Annotated in this window: 21 protein-coding genes; 11 read left to right on the forward strand and 10 right to left on the reverse strand. The window is 71.2% G+C overall.

What is annotated here, in order from left to right; translation table 11 throughout:
- Positions 1-21: 21 nt before the first annotated feature.
- From ACZ7OU_RS34040 to ACZ7OU_RS34050, 3 genes are all read right to left on the reverse strand, one after another.
- Positions 22-1149, reverse strand: a complete 1128-nt coding sequence (locus ACZ7OU_RS34040) for an NAD(P)-dependent malic enzyme (RefSeq protein WP_470258370.1) — start codon at positions 1147-1149, stop codon at positions 22-24.
- Positions 1146-2051, reverse strand: a complete 906-nt coding sequence (gene ku, locus ACZ7OU_RS34045) for a non-homologous end joining protein Ku (protein ID WP_470244544.1) — start codon at positions 2049-2051, stop codon at positions 1146-1148. Before ku ends, ACZ7OU_RS34040 begins: the two co-directional genes overlap by 4 nt.
- Before the next feature lie 126 nt (positions 2052-2177).
- Positions 2178-2378, reverse strand: a complete 201-nt coding sequence (locus tag ACZ7OU_RS34050; protein WP_470244545.1) for a hypothetical protein — start codon at positions 2376-2378, stop codon at positions 2178-2180.
- 189 nt (positions 2379-2567) lie between these two features.
- Here ACZ7OU_RS34050 and ACZ7OU_RS34055 point away from each other — a divergent pair, with 189 nt between their 5' ends.
- Positions 2568-2783, forward strand: coding sequence for a hypothetical protein (locus ACZ7OU_RS34055; protein WP_470244546.1), 216 nt, complete (start codon positions 2568-2570; stop codon positions 2781-2783).
- Positions 2784-2802: 19 nt separating this feature from the next.
- Here the strand turns inward: ACZ7OU_RS34055 and ACZ7OU_RS34060 are convergent, their stop codons facing one another.
- Positions 2803-3534 (reverse strand): ANTAR domain-containing response regulator, encoded by a 732-nt coding sequence (locus ACZ7OU_RS34060; RefSeq protein ID WP_470244547.1) that lies wholly within the window; start codon positions 3532-3534, stop codon positions 2803-2805.
- A 329-nt stretch (positions 3535-3863) separates the two neighbouring features.
- Between ACZ7OU_RS34060 and ACZ7OU_RS34065 the strand changes: the two genes are divergently transcribed.
- A complete protein-coding gene (locus ACZ7OU_RS34065) occupies positions 3864-4199 on the forward strand; it encodes an STAS domain-containing protein (protein ID WP_470258371.1) in 336 nt (111 codons plus the stop codon).
- Between the two features lie 9 nt (positions 4200-4208).
- Here ACZ7OU_RS34065 and ctaD read toward each other — a convergent pair whose 3' ends face one another.
- On the reverse strand, positions 4209-5921 hold the full coding sequence (gene ctaD / locus ACZ7OU_RS34070; protein ID WP_470258372.1) for an aa3-type cytochrome oxidase subunit I: 1713 nt from the start codon (positions 5919-5921) through the stop codon (positions 4209-4211).
- An 84-nt stretch (positions 5922-6005) separates the two neighbouring features.
- Positions 6006-6968, reverse strand: coding sequence for a TIGR03557 family F420-dependent LLM class oxidoreductase (locus ACZ7OU_RS34075; RefSeq protein WP_470258373.1), 963 nt, complete (start codon positions 6966-6968; stop codon positions 6006-6008).
- Positions 6969-7119: 151 nt separating this feature from the next.
- Here ACZ7OU_RS34075 and ACZ7OU_RS34080 point away from each other — a divergent pair, with 151 nt between their 5' ends.
- The 3 genes from ACZ7OU_RS34080 to ACZ7OU_RS34090 all read left to right on the forward strand — a co-directional run bounded on the left by ACZ7OU_RS34080 (position 7120) and on the right by ACZ7OU_RS34090 (position 8749).
- Positions 7120-7449: a plasmid stabilization protein gene (locus ACZ7OU_RS34080; protein ID WP_470244551.1), complete on the forward strand. Its 330-nt coding sequence runs from the start codon at positions 7120-7122 to the stop codon at positions 7447-7449.
- A 62-nt stretch (positions 7450-7511) separates the two neighbouring features.
- Positions 7512-7961 carry an ATP-binding protein gene (locus ACZ7OU_RS34085; RefSeq protein WP_470244552.1) on the forward strand — a complete coding sequence of 150 codons (450 nt, stop codon included), beginning with the start codon at positions 7512-7514 and terminating at the stop codon, positions 7959-7961.
- Positions 7958-8749 (forward strand): SigB/SigF/SigG family RNA polymerase sigma factor, encoded by a 792-nt coding sequence (locus ACZ7OU_RS34090; RefSeq protein ID WP_470244553.1) that lies wholly within the window; start codon positions 7958-7960, stop codon positions 8747-8749. The genes ACZ7OU_RS34085 and ACZ7OU_RS34090 overlap by 4 nt, the downstream gene beginning before the upstream one ends.
- Before the next feature lie 15 nt (positions 8750-8764).
- Here the strand turns inward: ACZ7OU_RS34090 and ACZ7OU_RS34095 are convergent, their stop codons facing one another.
- The gene (locus ACZ7OU_RS34095) at positions 8765-10282 is read right to left on the reverse strand and encodes a CYTH and CHAD domain-containing protein (protein WP_470258374.1); all 1518 of its coding nucleotides are present in this window, start codon (positions 10280-10282) and stop codon (positions 8765-8767) included.
- A gap of 126 nt (positions 10283-10408) precedes the next feature.
- Here ACZ7OU_RS34095 and ACZ7OU_RS34100 point away from each other — a divergent pair, with 126 nt between their 5' ends.
- The gene (locus ACZ7OU_RS34100) at positions 10409-10927 is read left to right on the forward strand and encodes a hemerythrin domain-containing protein (RefSeq protein WP_470258375.1); all 519 of its coding nucleotides are present in this window, start codon (positions 10409-10411) and stop codon (positions 10925-10927) included.
- Between the two features lie 51 nt (positions 10928-10978).
- On the forward strand, positions 10979-11779 hold the full coding sequence (locus tag ACZ7OU_RS34105) for an ANTAR domain-containing protein (protein WP_470258376.1): 801 nt from the start codon (positions 10979-10981) through the stop codon (positions 11777-11779).
- 63 nt (positions 11780-11842) lie between these two features.
- Here the strand turns inward: ACZ7OU_RS34105 and ACZ7OU_RS34110 are convergent, their stop codons facing one another.
- Both ACZ7OU_RS34110 and ACZ7OU_RS34115 read right to left on the reverse strand, forming a co-directional pair.
- On the reverse strand, positions 11843-12307 hold the full coding sequence (locus ACZ7OU_RS34110; RefSeq protein WP_470244557.1) for a hypothetical protein: 465 nt from the start codon (positions 12305-12307) through the stop codon (positions 11843-11845).
- A 70-nt stretch (positions 12308-12377) separates the two neighbouring features.
- Positions 12378-13211 carry an aldo/keto reductase gene (locus tag ACZ7OU_RS34115; RefSeq protein WP_470258377.1) on the reverse strand — a complete coding sequence of 278 codons (834 nt, stop codon included), beginning with the start codon at positions 13209-13211 and terminating at the stop codon, positions 12378-12380.
- A gap of 180 nt (positions 13212-13391) precedes the next feature.
- On the opposite strand from ACZ7OU_RS34115, the gene ACZ7OU_RS34120 reads away from it, so the two are divergent.
- The 3 genes from ACZ7OU_RS34120 to ACZ7OU_RS34130 are packed head-to-tail and all read left to right on the forward strand — an operon-like array spanning position 13392 to position 14370.
- Entirely contained in the window at positions 13392-13805 is a 414-nt protein-coding gene (locus ACZ7OU_RS34120; protein ID WP_470244559.1) for a phage holin family protein, read from the forward strand.
- Positions 13802-14110, forward strand: coding sequence for a DUF3618 domain-containing protein (locus ACZ7OU_RS34125; RefSeq protein WP_470258378.1), 309 nt, complete (start codon positions 13802-13804; stop codon positions 14108-14110). The genes ACZ7OU_RS34120 and ACZ7OU_RS34125 overlap by 4 nt, the downstream gene beginning before the upstream one ends.
- A complete protein-coding gene (locus ACZ7OU_RS34130; RefSeq protein ID WP_470244561.1) occupies positions 14107-14370 on the forward strand; it encodes a DUF4235 domain-containing protein in 264 nt (87 codons plus the stop codon). The genes ACZ7OU_RS34125 and ACZ7OU_RS34130 overlap by 4 nt, the downstream gene beginning before the upstream one ends.
- Before the next feature lie 52 nt (positions 14371-14422).
- On the opposite strand, the gene ACZ7OU_RS34135 is transcribed toward ACZ7OU_RS34130, so the two are convergent.
- Positions 14423-14794 carry an STAS domain-containing protein gene (locus tag ACZ7OU_RS34135; protein WP_470258379.1) on the reverse strand — a complete coding sequence of 124 codons (372 nt, stop codon included), beginning with the start codon at positions 14792-14794 and terminating at the stop codon, positions 14423-14425.
- Positions 14795-14963: 169 nt separating this feature from the next.
- Between ACZ7OU_RS34135 and ACZ7OU_RS34140 the strand changes: the two genes are divergently transcribed.
- Complete coding sequence (locus tag ACZ7OU_RS34140) at positions 14964-16253, forward strand: NAD(P)/FAD-dependent oxidoreductase (protein ID WP_470258380.1); 1290 nt, start codon at positions 14964-14966, stop codon at positions 16251-16253.
- The last annotated feature ends 1 nt before the right edge of the window (position 16254 follow it).

Consider the following 16254-nt stretch of genomic DNA (forward strand, 5'->3'; position numbering starts at 1 on the left):
GTCCACAGTGGACATTTCGGTCTATTCGGCCGCTTTCGCCGCACCGATGACCGCCTCCGCGACCGCCGGCACCAGCGCCTCGTCGAACACGCTCGGCACGATGTGCCCCGCGTCCAGGTCTTCGCCCACCACGTCCGCCAGTGCGCGCGACGCCGCCAGCAGCATCTCCCCGGTCACCCGTGGCGCACCCGAGTCGAGCAGGCCGCAGAACATGCCCGGGAACGCCAGCACGGTGGTGATCTGGTTGGGATGGTCGCCGCGTCCGGTGGCGACGACCTCCGCGTGCTCGCGCGCCGCGTCCGGGTCGACCTCCGGATCCGGGTCGGCCAGCGCGAACACGATCGCCCGGTCGGCCATCGCGGCGATGTCGGCCGGCTCGAGGAGGCCGCCCGCGCTGACGCCGACGAAGACGTCCGCGTCGCGCACCGCGTCCCGCACGCTTCCGGTGGCCCCGCCGGGGTTGGTGTTCTCCGCCAGCCAGTGCTTCTCCCCCATCAGGTCGCGGCCCGCGTGCAGCACGCCTTCGCTGTCGCAGACGACGATCCCCTCGGCGCGGTAGCCCGCGCGCAGCAGCAACCGCGCGATCGCGCTGCCCGCCGCGCCGGCGCCGGCGATGACGACCGACGTGCCCCCGGGCTCGCGGCCGGTCAGCTTCAGCGCGTTGTGCAGGGCACCGAGCACGACGACCGCCGTGCCGTGCTGGTCGTCGTGGAAGACCGGGATGTCCAGCTCGTCGTGCAGGCGCCGCTCGATCGTGAAGCACCGCGGCGCGGCGATGTCCTCGAGGTTGATCGCGCCGAAGGAGGTCGCCAGGTCCTTCACGGTGCGCACGAGGTCGTCGGGTTCGCGGCTGACCGGGCAGATCGGCCACGCGTCGACGTCGGCGAACCGCTTGAGCAGCGCCGCCTTGCCCTCCAGCACGGGCAACGCGGCGGCCGGGCCCTGGTCGCCGAGCCCGAGCAGCGCGGACCCGTCGGACACGATGGCGACGGAGTTGGCCTTCACGGTCTCGCGGGCGAGCGCCGACGGGTCGTCCGCGATCCGCTTCGCCTGGTCCGCGACGCCCGGCGTGTAGTGCTCGGCCAGGTCGCCGGGGGTGTCCAGGGCGACGCGCGTCGCGACTTCGAGCTTTCCCCGGCTCCGGCTCACGATGCCTTCAGCGCCTTCTCCAGCTGGGCGCGCGTCATCTTCGAACGCCCCTTCACGCCCTGCTCGCGGGCCAGCTTGCCCAGTTCGGACTTCGACAGGCCGGAGAGGTCCTTCTTGCCGCCGCCCTTGCGGTTCTTCACGCTGCGTGACAGCGCCTCGAAGAGGTCGACGACGTCGGCCGACGGCTCCGGCTCCTCCTCGTGGGCGATCTCCTTGCCCTGCTCCTTGGCCTTGATCAGCTTCTCGACGCGCTCGGAGTACTCGTCGCGGTAGTCGGCCGGCTTCCACGGCGACGTCATCTCGTCGACGAGCGCGAGTGCCATGTCGAGCTCCTTGGGCCGCGGCTTCGGCAGGCTGGGCAGGCCGCCCATGACGTCCTTCGGCTTCCGCAGGTCCGCGACGAAGTGCAGGGTGTTGAGCACCATCACGTCCTCGCCCGCGCGGATCGCGCAGAGGTACTCCTTGCCGCGCAGCACGAACTTCGCGACGCCCGCCTTCTCGCTGCGGTCCATCGCCTGCAGCAGCAGGCCGTACGCCTTGGCGAAGTCCTCCTTCGCCGGCTTGAGCCAGTACGTGCGGTCGAAGAACCAGGGGTCGATCTCGGCCAGCCCGACGAACTGCTCGATGTCGATGCGCCGGGACCGCTCGGGAGCGATCTCGTCCAGCTCGTCGGGCTCGACGAGCACGTGGTCGCCGCCGCCGAGGTCGTAGCCCTTGACGATCTCGTCCTGGGTCACCTCGTCGCCGGTCCGCTCGTTGACGCGGCGGTTGCGGATCCGGTCGGACGTGCCGCGCTCGAACTGGTGGAAGTGGATCGTGTGGTCCGCCACCGCCGGGTACAGCTCCACCGGAACGGTGACCAGCCCGAGGCTCAGCGCGCCGCTCCACACCGGTCTGGCCATGTCTCGACCTCCTCACCGGCAGCGATACCCGCGTAGCCGGTGCCCGAAACGCGGCGTCGTAGCGGAGGGTGACGCACCGGAGCCCGCCGGACGGGTGGTCTCGGCGGGCTCCGGGTGCGTCGTGCGTCAGGCGACTTCGCTGCTGCTGCGGCCGCCGGACCGGTGCAGGCCCAGCATGTCGAGCAGCTGGGCGCAGTCTTCGGCGTCCTTGGCGTTCGCGGCGACGGCCAGGGCCGCCTTGCGCCGCGTCGAAGCCTGTTCCGGCGTGTCCCCGCCCTCCAGGAGGAGGTCCGCCACCGGTCGCAGGTCGTTCCGCTTGTCTCGCATGTTTTCTCCCCTCCGGCACTCCCCGGTCACGCTTCGCCGAGGCGATTACCCGGTCTCATCCCACCCAACACAAGAGGCACCGAACGGGTTCCCGGAGACAGCCGGGGCTAGGCCGAACGAGTGAATTCGGCCAGTTCCGACCGGGAAACCGGCAAGGTATGTGAGACCCAAGTCACACCAGGAGGCCGGATGGGCACCCAGCTCCGCATCAGCCGTGAGGACGGGTCGCTGCCCTGCGAAGTCTGCGGGTTCCCGACGATGCACGTCGCCCAGGTCGTGGCCGACGACGGGACCGTGCTCGGCCGGACCCTGGTCTGCACGACGTGCCAGCGAAGCAGGCACCGGCCCGACCCGCTGACGGAGACCGAGGCCCCGCCGGACGAGGTCCCGACCGGCCAGCCGTAGCCCAGCGGGCCGGCTCCCGTCACGCGGTCGTGGTCGCGACCGCCTCCACGAACTCCGCCGCCACCTCGTGCAGCTTCCGGTTGCCGTCCTGGGAGCGCTTCACCAGCCGCTGGAACGCCTCCTCGGCGCTGATCCGGTGCGCGGCCATCAGGATCCCCTTGGCCTGGTCGATCACCGCGCGCGTCTCGAGCGCGCGGTTCAGCTGGTCGATCAGCTCGCGCGCCGCGAAGTACCGGCGCGCGCTGCGCAGGCCGACCACCACCGTCGCCGTGTACAGCTCGAGGATCTTCGTGCTCAGCTCGCTGAAGCCGTGCTCGCCGAAGCCGAACAGGTTCACCGCGCCGGACATGTCCTCGTCGACGGTCAGCGGCGCGGCCAGGAAGCTCGCCACGCCCAGCTGCTCGGCCTTGGACACGAACTGCGGCCAGACGTCTCCCACCGCGCCGACGCCGACGCGCACCGGCTGGCCGGTCTCGGCCGCGCGCAGGCACGGGCCGTCCCCGATCCGGTACTGCTCGCGGTCGAAGTTCACGGCCCGCTGGTCCGTGCTGGCCACCGTTTCCGGCACGCCTTCGCGCACCAGGGTGATGCTGGCCATGTCGGCCCCCGGCACCACCTGCACCACGTGATCACACACCGCCTGCAACATCTGGCCCAGGTCGAGTTCCGAGTCCAGCATCGCGGTCAGGGACTCCATCGCGACAGTCACTTCGTCCAGCCGCGCGGTGAGCTGCTCATGGCCGCCCGTCATCCTGGTGACGCCCTTCTTCTTGGTTCTTCGGGCGCTCTTGACCAGGGAGGACCCGGGCGCGCGCCACTAGTGGGCCGCTAGCGCTTTAACGGGTCCAGGGCGAGATTACTGCATCCCGGTGAGCGCGGGCACAAGCGGTCACCGCCGCGGAGCGCCACACGCCCGTTCGGAGCAACGACGGTTGCGGACCGCTCGCACCCGGTTAGGGTTCGGTCATCGGTTCAGCACAGCAGCCGGCTCGGAACACCTCGAGCGCGGCGCTTCGGCCCCGCGCGGTATCTGGACGGCGGCGAACCGGCTTGATGGTCCCCCAGCTCCGAAATCCCTCCTTGCGGCTGCGCACGACGTGGCCCGCTCCGCACGCGGTGCTGGTCTCCGTCCGCGGCGCGCTCGACACCGCGACGGCCGGCGATCTGGCCGCCCTCGTCTCGGACCGCCTGTGGGCCAGACCTGAGCGGCTGACCCTCGATCTGTCCGAAGTGGACTTCCTCGGTGTGGCGGGCGTCCGGGTGCTCCTGCACACGGCGCTGCAGGCCGAGCAGAACGGCACCGAGCTGTCGGTGCGCACCGGGACGAACCCGATGGTCCGCCGGGCTTTGCGGGTGACGGAGGCCGACCGGCGCCTCACGGTCTCGGCGCCGCACCCGGAGCCCGCACCGGTCTGAGCCCCGGGGTCAGTGCGACGCGTCCGCCCGGGCCTGGGCCCGTTTCGAGCGGACGTGCCGCTCCTCGTTCATCCGTGCGACCGCTTCCGGGTGGTGCAGCTCGAACGCGGGCCGCTCCGACCGGATGCGGGGCAGGTCCAGGAAGTTGTGCCGCGGGGGCGGGCACGTCGTCGCCCATTCGAGGCTGTTGCCGAAGCCCCACGGGTCGTCGACCAGGACCTGTTCGCCGTAGCGGTAGCTCTTCACGACGTTCCAGATGAACGGCAGCGTCGACGCGCCCAGGATGAACGCGCCGATCGTCGAGATCGTGTTCAGCGTCGTGAAGCCGTCCGAGGTCAGGTAGTCCGCGTACCGGCGCGGCATGCCCTCGTCGCCGAGCCAGTGCTGCACCAGGAACGTCGTGTGGAAGCCGATGAACGTCGTCCAGAAGTGCCACTTGCCGAGGCCCTCGTCGAGCATCCGGCCGGTCATCTTCGGGAACCAGAAGTAGATCCCGGCGAACGTCGCGAACACGATCGTGCCGAACAGCACGTAGTGGAAGTGCGCGACGACGAAATAGCTGTCGGTCACGTGGAAGTCCAGCGGCGGCGACGCCAGGATGATCCCGGTGAGGCCGCCGAACAGGAACGTGACCATGAAGCCGACCGCCCACAGCATCGGCGTCTCGAAGGTCAGGTTCCCCTTCCACATCGTGCCGATCCAGTTGAAGAACTTGATCCCGGTCGGGACGGCGATGAAGAAGGTCATGATCGAGAAGAACGGCAGCAGCACCGCGCCGGTGGCGAACATGTGGTGCGCCCACACCACCGCCGACAGGCCGGTGATCGCGACGGTCGCGAACACCATCAGCCGGTAGCCGTAGAGCGGTTTCCGGCTGAACACCGGCACGATCTCGGTGACGATCCCGAAGTAGGGCAGCGCCACGATGTAGACCTCGGGGTGGCCGAAGAACCAGAACAGGTGCTGGAACATGATCGCCCCGCCGTTTTCGGGGTCGAACACGTGCGCCCCGAGCCGGCGGTCCGCTTCGAGGCCGAACAGCGCCGCCGTGAGGATCGGGAACGCCAGCATGATCAGGACCGCGGTGAACAGGATGTTCCAGGTGAAGATCGGCATCCGCCACATCGTCATCCCGGGCGCGCGCAGGCACACGATCGTGGTGACCATGTTGACCGCGCCGAGGATGGTGCCGAGCCCGGACACGATCAGGCCCATGATCCACAGGTCGCCGCCGATGCCCGGCGAGTGGATGGCGTTGGACAGCGGGGTGTAGGCCGTCCAGCCGAAGTCGGGCGCGCCGCCCGGGGTGAGGAACGAGCTGATGACGATCAGCCCGCCGAACAGGTAGAGCCAGTAGGCGAAGCCGTTGAGCCGCGGGAACGCGACGTCCGGCGCGCCGATCTGCAGCGGCAGGATGTAGTTCGCGAACCCGAAGAGGTTCGGGGTGGCGTAGAGCAGCAGCATGATCGTGCCGTGCATGGTGAAGAGCTGGTTGTACTGCTCCGGCGACAGGAACTGCAGCCCCGGCCGGGCCAGCTCGCCGCGCATCAGCAGCGCCATCGCGCCGCCCGCCATGAAGAAGGCGAACGACGTCGTCAGGTACAGCAACCCGATCTGCTTCGGGTCGGTGGTGCGCAGCAGCGCGAGCAGCGTCCCGCCCTTGGGTCCGCGTCGCGCCACCGCCAGGGGCACCGCCCGCAGGGTCGGCTTCACGTCGGTCATCCGCAACTCCCGTCGCCGGACTTCTCCCGTACTGCGCGTATTACTCCTGCCGACGGCGTTCCGCGCTAGCCCGAACGGGTGGAGCTACTCCCGCAACGCCGGGAGCAGCTCTTTTTCGGCGAAGTCCAGGAAGCCTTCCTGCTGGTCACCGCCGATCTGGATCAGGGCGACGTCGGTGAAGCCCGCCTTCGCGAACTCGCGGACGCCCTCGACGATCGGCTCGACGTCCGGGCCGCAGGCGATCGAGCCGGCGACGTCGTCCTCGCGGACGAACTGGGTGGCGCCGGCGAACCCGGCCGGGCCCGGCAGCTCCGCGTTGACCTTCCAGCCGCCGGCGAACCAGCGGAACTGCTCGTGCGCGCGCCGCACCGCGGCGTCGCGGTCGGTGCCCCACGACACGGGCAGCTGCGCGATCTTGCGGCTCGGCGGGCCGAGCTTCGTCGCGTCCCACTCGCTCGACAGCGCCGCCTTCGGCTCGACCGCGATCATCGCGTCGGCCACCGGGGCGAACCGCTGGATCGACTGCGAACCCGACACCGCGATCCCGATCGGCGTCCGCTTCTCGGGCAGGTCCCACAGCTTCGCGGAGTCGACGCGGAAGTGCTTCCCCTCGTAGTCGAAGTAGCCGCCGTCGAACAGGCCGCCGATGATCTGCACGGCCTCGGCGAGCATGTCGTGCCGGACGTTCGCCGGCGGCCAGCCGCGGCCGACGACGTGCTCGTTGAGGTTCTCGCCCGCCCCGAGCCCGAGGGTGAACCGGCCGCCCGAGAGCGCCTGCACGGTCGCCGCCTTCTGCGCGACCACGGCCGGGTGGTAGCGCATGGTCGGGCAGGTCACGAACGTCATCAGCTCGGCGCGGTCGGTGACCTGCGTGACAGCGCCCAGCACGCTCCAGGCGTAGGGCGAGTGCCCCTGTTCGGCCAGCCAGGGCGAGTAGTGGTCGCTCATCACCTCGAAGTCGAAGCCGGCCTGCTCCGCTCCGGCGGCGAACCGGACCAGCTCGTTCGGCCCGGTCTGCTCGGTCATCAGCGTGTACCCGATCCGCATCGGCGCCTCCTTTCCGTCCCGCTCCGCTTACCCGCTCCCGGCGTGGGTAACCGGCTGCCCAGGGTGACGGGAAGACGCCGCTCACCGCCCGGAAGTGGCGTTTACCTCATGATCGACGGGGTACCCAGCCCCGGAGCGGAAGGAGCGGCCCATGCCTCAGTCGTGGAGCAAGAAGCGCGAGCGTCAGTACGAGCACGTCAAGGACTCGGCCGAGGACCGCGGCGTCGGTGAGAAGCGGGCGAAGGAGATCGCGGCCCGCACGGTCAACAAGAACCGCGCGCAGGCCGGTGAGTCCCGGCAGGCCAGCAGGTCGTCGCTCCAGGACAAGTCCCCGCAGCAGCGCGGCGGCGAGCGGGCCGGCAAGGGGAAGGGTCCCGGCGGCCCGACGAAAGACCAGCTCTACAACGAAGCGAAGAAGCGGAACATCGACGGCCGCTCCAAGATGACCAAGAAGGAGCTCGAACGGGCGCTCGGCCGGTGACGAAACCGGAAATCCCTGACCAGCAAGTGTCGTCATTCGCCCAGATGGGTAGTACTTCACGCATGGAAGAAACACGAAGCGGTGGCTCGCACGGCGGGAAGCCGACGCTGGACGAGCTGCTCGAGGAACTGGTGGAGCTGCGCCTGCCGGCCATGGCGGAGCAGATCCCGCTGGTCCGGATGCTCACCCACGGTGTGGTCTCGCGCGCGGACTTCGGGCTGGACGCCATCGCCGACGCCAAGATGGCCGTCGACGAGGCCTGCGCCCAGCTCGTCCAGCTGGCCGAGCTCGGCACCCAGCTGCACTGCCGGTTCCGCCAGGGTCTCGACGGCCTGCACGTGACCATTTCGACCCGGTCGAGCGACCCGCGGCCCCCGAGCGACCGCACCTTCGGATGGCACGTGCTCACCACGCTGAGCCGGTCGGTGACCGCGCACTGCGACGTCCTCCCGGGCGGAGGCGCGGGCATCGTCACGATCGAACTGGTTCTCAACGCGGGAACGAGCGCGTGAGCCCCGAGCGGAAAACCCTCCTCCACCGCCCGGACGAGTATGCCCACTGCGAACCCCTGTTCGAAGAGCTGGGCACCCTCGACCCCGCCGACCCGCGGCACGAGGTCGTCCGCGGCAGGCTGGTGACCGAGCTGCTGCCGCTCGCCGAGCACATCGCCACCCGCTTCTCCGGCCGCGGCGAGCCGCGCGAAGACCTGGTCCAGGTGGCGCGGATCGGCCTGATCAACGCGGTCGACCGCTTCGACCCCACCCGCGGCCACGACTTCCTGTCCTTCGCGGTGCCGACGATCATGGGCGAGGTCCGGCGGCACTTCCGCGACACCGGCTGGTCGGTGCGGGTCCCGCGCCGGCTCAAGGAGCTGCACCTGTCGCTGAGCCAGGGTTCGGCGGCGCTGTCCCAGCGCCTGGGCCGCGCGCCGACGCCGACCGAGCTGGCCGAGCACCTGGGCCTGGACGTCGACGAAGTCCGGGAAGGGCTGCTGGCGGGCAACGCCTACCAGGCCCTGTCGGTCGACAAGCCGGTGCACGACGACGCCGAGGCGCTGTCGCTGGCCGACACCATGGGGGAACCCGACCACGAGATGACCATGGTCGAGAACCACGAGGCCCTCCAGCCGCTGCTCCAGGAGCTGCCGGCGCGGGAGCGCGCGATCCTCGTGATGCGGTTCTTCGGCGGGCTGACGCAGACCCAGATCGCCGACCGCGTCGGCATCTCGCAGATGCACGTCTCCCGCCTGCTGTCGCAGACGCTGGAGCAGCTCCGGGGCAAGCTCAGCGGCGACGGCTGAGCCCGCCCCGGCGGCTCAGCGGAGCCAGCCCGGGCGGTCGCCCTCGCGGAGCCGCCGCCACTCCCCCGCGAACCGCTCGCGCAGCCGCGCCGCCGTCTCGGCGTCCCGCTCGTACAGCATCCCGAACGTGAACGTGTTCTGCCCTTCCCCGTGCCCGGCGAGGGCGAGGTGGTGCAGGACGTCCCGGCCGACCGCGGTGTCCTGGTGCTCGCCCAGCGTGCTCTGGACGGCCTTGACGTTCTTGCGCCACTTCCGCAGCTTCTTGCCGTAGACCGGCTTGACGGTGTCGGCGGCGTAGCGGGCCCGCTTCGCCTTCTTGCGGACCTCGTGCAGCGCCGTTTCGCGCTCGTGGCCGTCCAGGCGGCGCGCCGCCGCTTCGGCGCGGCGCAGCTTTCGGGCGGCCTTGCGCACCGGCTCGCGCAGCGCGGACTTCGCCGGCTTGCGGGCCCGGCCGGTCAGCGGCGGTTCCTCCACCACGGTGTCCAGCGCGCGCAGCAGGTTCCGGTACCGCTTGCCGGTCAGGGCCGCCAGCGCCCGGGTGCGCCCCTCCTCGGCCTCGCGGGCGAAGTACCGGGTGAGGTACTGGCGCAGCGGCCCGAGCACCAGTTCGGTGGGGAGCTCGTCGAGCCGGGCGCGCAGCCGTTGCTCGCTCACCTCCGCGTCCCGGGCCGGGGACAGCTCCTGCCCGAGCCACTTCAGCTCGGCCGCGAGGGACGCGGTCGCGTCCTTGTCCACAATGGATCCGAACGTGCGGAGCGCGCTGCGCAGCTTCCGGGTGGCGACGCGCAGCTGGTGCACGGAGTCCTCGACGTCGAGGCGGACCCCGACGTCGGCGCGGCGCAGCCGGGCGTAGTGCTCGCGCAACGACGTCACCACGACGTCGCCCGCCGTCGGCTTCTTGCGGCCGCGGGGCGGCGCGGGAACGCGATCGCCGATCAGGCGCCGCAGCTTCGACGGCCACGGCGAGGCCGACGCGCCGGCTTCCGCCAGCGCCCGGTCGAACTCCTCGAGCCGGCCCGGGTCGGTCGCGGGGTCGAGCTCCAGCTCCAGCTCACGCCACTCGTCGAGCCGCGCGCTCTCCCCGCCGGCTTCCCCCGTCACGTGGTCGTCGGTGAGGGTCGCGACGGTCCGGCCGTCGCCGTCGGCCAGCCGGTGGGCGAACCGGTCGGTGCGCAGGTGCGCGATCGGCACCAGCTTCTCCCCCAGCGTGTAGGCGCGCACGAGCCGGCGCAGCCGGCCGGGGACCTTGTTCGGCTCCCCGCCCAGCGGCAGCTGGATCTCCTGCCGCGCGTCGGCGGAGACCGGCAGCTTGAGGTGCCAGCCGGCGTCGTGCCCGCCGACGCGCCGCCGCAGCGTGATGCCGCTCTTGGCGAGCCGGAAGGTCTCGGTGTCGTAGTAGGACGCGTCGAGGATCTGCTCGACCGGGTCGTCCTGGGCCGTGACGCCCGCCACGCCGACGAGTCGCGGCACCCCGCTGCCCGCCACGATCTCGTACTTCCGCTCGCGCTCGATCACCGACGACGGCGCTGCCATGATCATCCTCCTCGAAATCCGGTTCTCCGGTGCGGTTACCCGGCGTGCGCCGGGCCGACACGGGATTCGGCCGCCGGGCAGCGGGTATCCGCTCGGGGAAACCCCGAGTCCGGACCAGGAGCGTGCATGAACGGAAGCCAGCCCGCAACCGACCTGACCACCGTCCTCGCCGGCGATCACCGGGAGCTGGACCGGCTGTGCACCGAGATCGAGCTCGGCCAGGGCAGCCCCGAGAACCGCAAGGACCTCGCCGACCACCTGATCGCGGCGCTCGTCCGCCACGCCGTCGCCGAAGAGTCCTTCATCGACGGTGACGGGGAGCTCACGAAGGCCGAGGGCCTGATGCGCGACCTGGAGGGCGTGGGACCGCAGGAGACGCGGTTCGAACGCCTGCTGGGCGAGCTGATCCGCGCCGTGCGCCGGCACGTCCACGACGAGGGCCCGGCGGCGGTGCGCGAGGTCCGGCTGAAGTGCTCGCCCGAGCGGCGGGCCGAGCTGGGCGAGCGGGTGCTGGCGGCCCGGGCGGCCGCGGCGACGCTGCCGCACCCGGACCTGTCCGACCGCGTGCCGCAGGCTCGCCAGCTGTGGCCGGGGCCGGGTTTCGTCGACCGGGCGCGGGCCGCGCTGCGCCGCGCGTCGGAGTGACCACCGGCATCGGGTTGAATGGAGGGCACACCCCGGAGACGACGGAGACGCATGAGCATCGGTGAAGACGAGTGGGCGCGGGAACGGGCCGCGTTCGGACTGGACGGCGAGCGGCCGGTGGGCCCGCTGGCCGGTCAGTTCGCCGACCTCACGCGCACGCTGCTCGACGTGACCCCGACCGTCGGGGGCGTGCTCCGGCTGGTCGTCGGCGCCGCGAGCGCGCTCATCCCGGACGCCGACCTGGTCAGCGTCACCCTCCGGGAGCCCGACGGCCGCTACCACACGCCGGTGGAGACCGACCCGGTCGCGGCGAAGCTCGACCAGGTGCAGTACGACCACGACGAGGGCCCGTGCGTCGAGTCGGCCCGCCCGGACGGGCCGGCCATCGCCTGGTCGCAGGACCTCGCCCGCGACCCGCGCTGGCCGGTGTTCGGCCCGGCCACGGCCGACCACGGCTACCACTCGGTGCTGGCGACGACGCTGCTCCCCGACGCCCGCCCGCCGCGGCGCTCGGGCGCGCTCAACATCTACTCGCGGCGGCCGGGCGCCTTCGACGGGCCGGCGATCGACCGGGCGCTCCTGCTGGCCACCCACGCGTCCCTGGCGCTGGCGCACACGGAGGCCGTGGTGGCGGCCGAGCTGGAGGCGGAGAACCTGCGGCGCGCGGTCGAGAGCCGGGACGTGATCGGCCAGGCGAAGGGCATCCTGATGCAGCGCCGCGGCATCAGCGCCGACGAAGCCTTCGACGTGCTGCGCCGCGCGTCCCAGGACCTGAACGTCAAGCTGGCGGACCTGGCCCGCACGCTCGCCACCCGGCACACCGAGGTGGACCTGCCGATGGCGGAAACCTGACCCCGGACCCGTCCGAGGGCGGCACTTTCCCGGGAAAGCGCCGCCCTCGGACGGGATAGCCGGTTACGAAGCCGAGTACGGGGACCGGTTCTCCAGCGTCGGGCTGACGTCGGGGTAGGTACCCGGCTGGCCCGGCGCCGGCGTCACGGTCGGGCCCTGCTGCTCGGGTTCGACCCGCTGCCGGGGGCCGCGCTGGACGACCGCCTCCACCTCCTGCTCGCCGCGGATGCGCGACAGCACGGCCAGCGTGATGCCGTGGGCGATGGCCAGGATCAGCAGCAAGACGCCGACGCGAGCAACGACGCCCGTGATACCGACGCCGATGTCGATGGTCGACACGAGCGCCAGGACGCCCAGTGTCGCGAGGTGGAACAGGACCGTGACCAGGCGGGTCATCGACGCACCCGCCGCCGGGTCGCCGTAGGAGTTCTCCAGGTAGCGGCGGCCGCTGCGGTAGATGATCTGCCCGTCGATCAGAACCAGCACCACCCCGATCACGAGAAACGACAGGTACGCGTTGGTGCTCATGCCGAACGCTCCTTCCAGGGGGACCTCACCGGGTGAAGTACCCGGCCGGTTGCAGAGGGAAACGCCACGGTCACCCCGTGAACGTGTCCGGGTCCGGCCCGGTGCGGTGGCCCTCGTCGAGCTTGCCGATCGCCGTCAGGTCCTCGTCGTCGAGCTCGAAGCCGAACACGTCGATGTTCTGCTCGATCCGCTCCGGCGTCGACGACTTCGGGATGACGATGTTCCCGAGCTGGAGGTGCCAGCGCAGCACCACCTGCGCGGCCGTCCGGCCGTGCTTCGCGGCCAGGTCGGTCAGCACCGGGTCGTCCAGGACTTCCGCCTGGGCCAAGGGACTCCAGGCCTCGGTGGCGATGCCGTGCTCCTGGTGGTAGGCGCGCAGCCCGGTCTGCTGCAACGCCGGGTGCAGCTCGATCTGGTTGACCGCGGGCACGGTGCCGGTCTCCTCGGCGAGCCGGTCGAGGTGCGCGGGCTGGAAGTTCGACACGCCGATGGCGCGGGCCTTGCCCGCCCGCAGGATGTCTTCGAAGCCCTGCCACGTCCGGACGTAGGTGTCCTTGTGCGGCAACGGCCAGTGGATCAGGTAGAGGTCGACGTAGTCGAAACCGAGCCGCCGCAGGCTGCCTTCCAGCGCGGTGATCGCGTTGTCGTGGCCCTGAGCGTCGTTCGCCAGTTTCGTCGTGACGAAGACGTCTTCGCGCGCGATCCCCGATTCCGTGATGCCGGCGCCGACGCCCGCCTCGTTCCGGTACATCTGCGCCGTGTCGAGGTGGCGGTAGCCGGCTTCCAGCGCGGTCCGCACGGTCCGGGCGGTCTCGTCGGGCGGGATCTGGAACACGCCGAACCCGAGCTGCGGGATCCGCACGCCGTTGTTCAGTTCCACGGCCGGGACGTCGGGGGAAGTCATACCCGCCGCCTACCCGGGGTTTCCGGAGGCGAAACGCGGCGAGAGGGTGCCCACCCTGCCGTGTCACTCGATCGTGTGATGTCGGCCGCGCTATCTCGGTCCCAGTGCCGCACCGGGCAAAACCGGCGTGGTTGGTCCCGGGCGGAGCGGGTACACGCCGCCCAGGCAAGGAGGTGTTCCGTGATCGAAGAAGTGAACAAGAAGGCGGCGGCCGACCGCTCGGTCGGCGAGCTGGTGACGGACCTGACCGACGAGGTCAAGCGGCTCGTCCGGGACGAGATGCGGCTCGCGGTCTTCGAACTGCAGCGCAAGGGCAAGAAGATGGGCCTCGGCGCCGGGTTGTTCGGCGCGGCGGGTCTGTGCGCGCTGTTCGGCGTCGGCACCCTGGTCGCGGCCGCCGTGCTGGCGCTCGCGCTGGTGGTGCCCGGCTGGCTGGCCGCGGTGATCGTCGCGGTCGCGTTGTTCCTGGTCGCCGGGATCGCCGCGCTGGTCGGCAAGAAGGAAGTCGCGCAGGGCGTGCCACCGGTGCCCGAAGAAGCCATCAGCGGCGTCCGGCAGGACGTGGACACGGTGAAACAGGGAGTGCACACATGAGCGGGGACTTCCCGAAGAACGCCGAAGAGGCGCGGCTCGACCGGGACACCACCCGGGAGGAGCTGAGCGAGACCCTGGCCGCGCTCGGGCAGAAGCTCGACGTGAAGAGCCGGGTCAAGGAGAACGTCGACGGCAAGCTCGACCAGGCGACCGCGAAGGTCGCCGACGTGACGAACGAGCCGACCGCGGTCAAGTTCCGCCAGGGCGCCGACGCCGTGCGGAGCAACCCCGTGCCGATCTTCGCCGGGGTGCTGGGCCTGGTGATCGTGATCCGGCTGATCCTGCGACGGAGGAACGACTCGTGAACAAGGTGCTGTACAAGCCGCTGAGCTGGGTGGCGGGTGCGCTCGGCGGCATCCTCGCCGGCCAGGCGTTCAAGCAGGTCTGGAAGCGCGTGGCGGGCGAAGAAGACGCGCCCGACGCCACCGACCGCGACTACACCTGGCGTCAGGTGATCATCGCGGCGGCGGTGCAGGGCGCGATCTTCGCCGCGGTCAAGGCCGCGACCGAACGGGCCGGTGCCATCGGCTACGAGAAGGCGACCGGCGACTGGCCGGACGACTGACCGACGCAGCCGCAGTGTCCACAGTGTCCCCAGCGTCCATAGTGGACGGCGGTCACGCCTCCCGGCCGGGTTCGGGGACCGGGGTCAGGTCCGCGAGCGCGGCATCGACGCGGGGGTGGATCTCCAGCAGCACGTCCGCGCCGGTGGCTTCCAGCGAGCGCGTGACGGCGTGGCCGCCGAGGACGACGGCGAGCCTGACGCGGGCGTTCGCTTCGAGCAGCGACCGGACGCCCGCGCAGCTGAGGAACGCGACCCGGGTCAGGTCGACGATCAGCCGCTCGCCCGCGGCGAGGGCCTCGTCGAAGGTTTCGACGGTTGCCGCGTCGATGTCACCGACTAAAGTGACCACGCGGATGCCGCCCGGTCTCTTGGTGGTGGTGTAGGTCAGGCCGGACGGTTCGTCGATCGTGCGAAAGCAGTACATGGCGCTCCCTATCGCAGCGTGCAGGGGCGCTGACCGGAGCACGTGATTCTGAACAACAGCCAACTCCTCTGACCGTACGCCCCTGGGCTCCCAGGTCAACCCCGCGGGCTTCCCCGCCCCGACCTCGGGTAATCGCCGGAAGACGGACATCCGGCCGGGAAGGAGATCCATGCGAGTCGTGATCGTCGGGGGTGGTTTCGCCGGTTACCACGCGGCCAAGAGCCTCCGGAAGAGTGCCGGTGAAGACGTCGAAGTGGTGGTGCTGAACCCCACGGATTACTTTCTCTACCTGCCGCTCCTGCCGGAGGTGGCGGCCGGGATCCTCGACCCGCGGCGCGTGACGGTTTCGATCCCCGAGACGCTGCCCGGCGTCCGCCTGGTGCTCGGCGTCGCGACCGGCGTCGACTTCGACGCCCGGCACGTCACGTTCACCGATCCGGAGGACCAAGAGCACCGGATCGGGTACGACCGGCTGGTGCTCGCCGCGGGCAGCGTCAACAAGCTCCTGCCGATCCCGGGCGTCCCGGAGTACGCCCACGGGTTCCGCGGCGTGCCCGAAGCGCTGTACCTGCGCGACCACATCACGCGCCAGATCGAGCTGGCCGCCACGGCCGAGGACCCCGCCGAACGCGACGCGCGCTGCACGTTCGTGGTGGTCGGCGCCGGCTACACCGGGACCGAGGTCGCCGCGCAGGGTCCGGCGTTCACCGACGCCCTCGCCGCGCGCCACCCCGAGCTGGCCGGGCAGAAGATCCGCTGGCTGCTGCTCGACGTCGCCGAGCGGGTGCTGCCCGAACTCGGCAAGCGGCTCGGGAGTACCGCCGACCGCGTGCTGCGCGCCCGCGGGGTCGAGGTGCTCATGAAGACCTCGGTCGATCATGCGGACGCCAAGGGCGTCACGCTGACGAACGGCGAGCCGGTGCCGGCCCGGACCCTCGTGTGGTGCGTCGGCGTGCGGCCGGACCCGCTGGTGGCCGACCTCGGGCTCGAGACGGCGAAGGGCCGCCTCTGCGTGACCGAACAGCTCGTCGTACCCGGCCACGACGACGTCTTCGCTTGCGGCGACGCGGCGGCGGTGCCCGACCTCACCCGCCCCGGCCAGTACACGGCGATGACCGCGCAGCACGCCGAGCGGCAGGGGAAGCTCGCCGGGCGCAACGTCGCGGCGTCACTGGGGTACGGCCGCACCGGCACCTACCGGCACCACGACCTCGGCTTCGTCGTCGACCTCGGCGCCGGTGCCGCCGCGGCGAACCCGTTGCACATCCCGCTTTCCGGGCTCCCGGCGAAGGCGGTAACCCGCGCGTACCACCTCATGGCGATGCCGGGCAACCGCGTCCGCACGGCCGTCGACTGGATCCTGGAGCGGCTGACCGGCCGCCAGACCGTCCAACTGGGACTCGTCCGCTCCGGCGCGGTGCCCCTCGACACCGACTCCCCCGAGCTCCCCCGGCGCTGAC

This window comes from Amycolatopsis sp. NPDC114505 (assembly GCF_055633615.1).

Excerpts from the sequence above, each read along its gene's own strand:
- ku (WP_470244544.1), bottom strand. The coding sequence starts at position 2,051 with ATGGCCAGACCGGTGTGGAGCGGCGCGCTGAGCCTCGGGCTGGTCACC.
- ACZ7OU_RS34050 (WP_470244545.1), bottom strand. The coding sequence starts at position 2,378 with ATGCGAGACAAGCGGAACGACCTGCGACCGGTGGCGGACCTCCTCCTG.
- ACZ7OU_RS34055 (WP_470244546.1), top strand. The coding sequence starts at position 2,568 with ATGGGCACCCAGCTCCGCATCAGCCGTGAGGACGGGTCGCTGCCCTGC.
- ACZ7OU_RS34060 (WP_470244547.1), bottom strand. The coding sequence starts at position 3,534 with ATGACGGGCGGCCATGAGCAGCTCACCGCGCGGCTGGACGAAGTGACT.
- ctaD (WP_470258372.1), bottom strand. The coding sequence starts at position 5,921 with ATGACCGACGTGAAGCCGACCCTGCGGGCGGTGCCCCTGGCGGTGGCG.
- ACZ7OU_RS34075 (WP_470258373.1), bottom strand. The coding sequence starts at position 6,968 with ATGCGGATCGGGTACACGCTGATGACCGAGCAGACCGGGCCGAACGAG.
- ACZ7OU_RS34080 (WP_470244551.1), top strand. The coding sequence starts at position 7,120 with ATGCCTCAGTCGTGGAGCAAGAAGCGCGAGCGTCAGTACGAGCACGTC.
- ACZ7OU_RS34085 (WP_470244552.1), top strand. The coding sequence starts at position 7,512 with ATGGAAGAAACACGAAGCGGTGGCTCGCACGGCGGGAAGCCGACGCTG.
- ACZ7OU_RS34095 (WP_470258374.1), bottom strand. The coding sequence starts at position 10,282 with ATGGCAGCGCCGTCGTCGGTGATCGAGCGCGAGCGGAAGTACGAGATC.
- ACZ7OU_RS34100 (WP_470258375.1), top strand. The coding sequence starts at position 10,409 with ATGAACGGAAGCCAGCCCGCAACCGACCTGACCACCGTCCTCGCCGGC.
- ACZ7OU_RS34105 (WP_470258376.1), top strand. The coding sequence starts at position 10,979 with ATGAGCATCGGTGAAGACGAGTGGGCGCGGGAACGGGCCGCGTTCGGA.
- ACZ7OU_RS34110 (WP_470244557.1), bottom strand. The coding sequence starts at position 12,307 with ATGAGCACCAACGCGTACCTGTCGTTTCTCGTGATCGGGGTGGTGCTG.
- ACZ7OU_RS34115 (WP_470258377.1), bottom strand. The coding sequence starts at position 13,211 with ATGACTTCCCCCGACGTCCCGGCCGTGGAACTGAACAACGGCGTGCGG.
- ACZ7OU_RS34125 (WP_470258378.1), top strand. The coding sequence starts at position 13,802 with ATGAGCGGGGACTTCCCGAAGAACGCCGAAGAGGCGCGGCTCGACCGG.
- ACZ7OU_RS34135 (WP_470258379.1), bottom strand. The coding sequence starts at position 14,794 with ATGTACTGCTTTCGCACGATCGACGAACCGTCCGGCCTGACCTACACC.
- ACZ7OU_RS34140 (WP_470258380.1), top strand. The coding sequence starts at position 14,964 with ATGCGAGTCGTGATCGTCGGGGGTGGTTTCGCCGGTTACCACGCGGCC.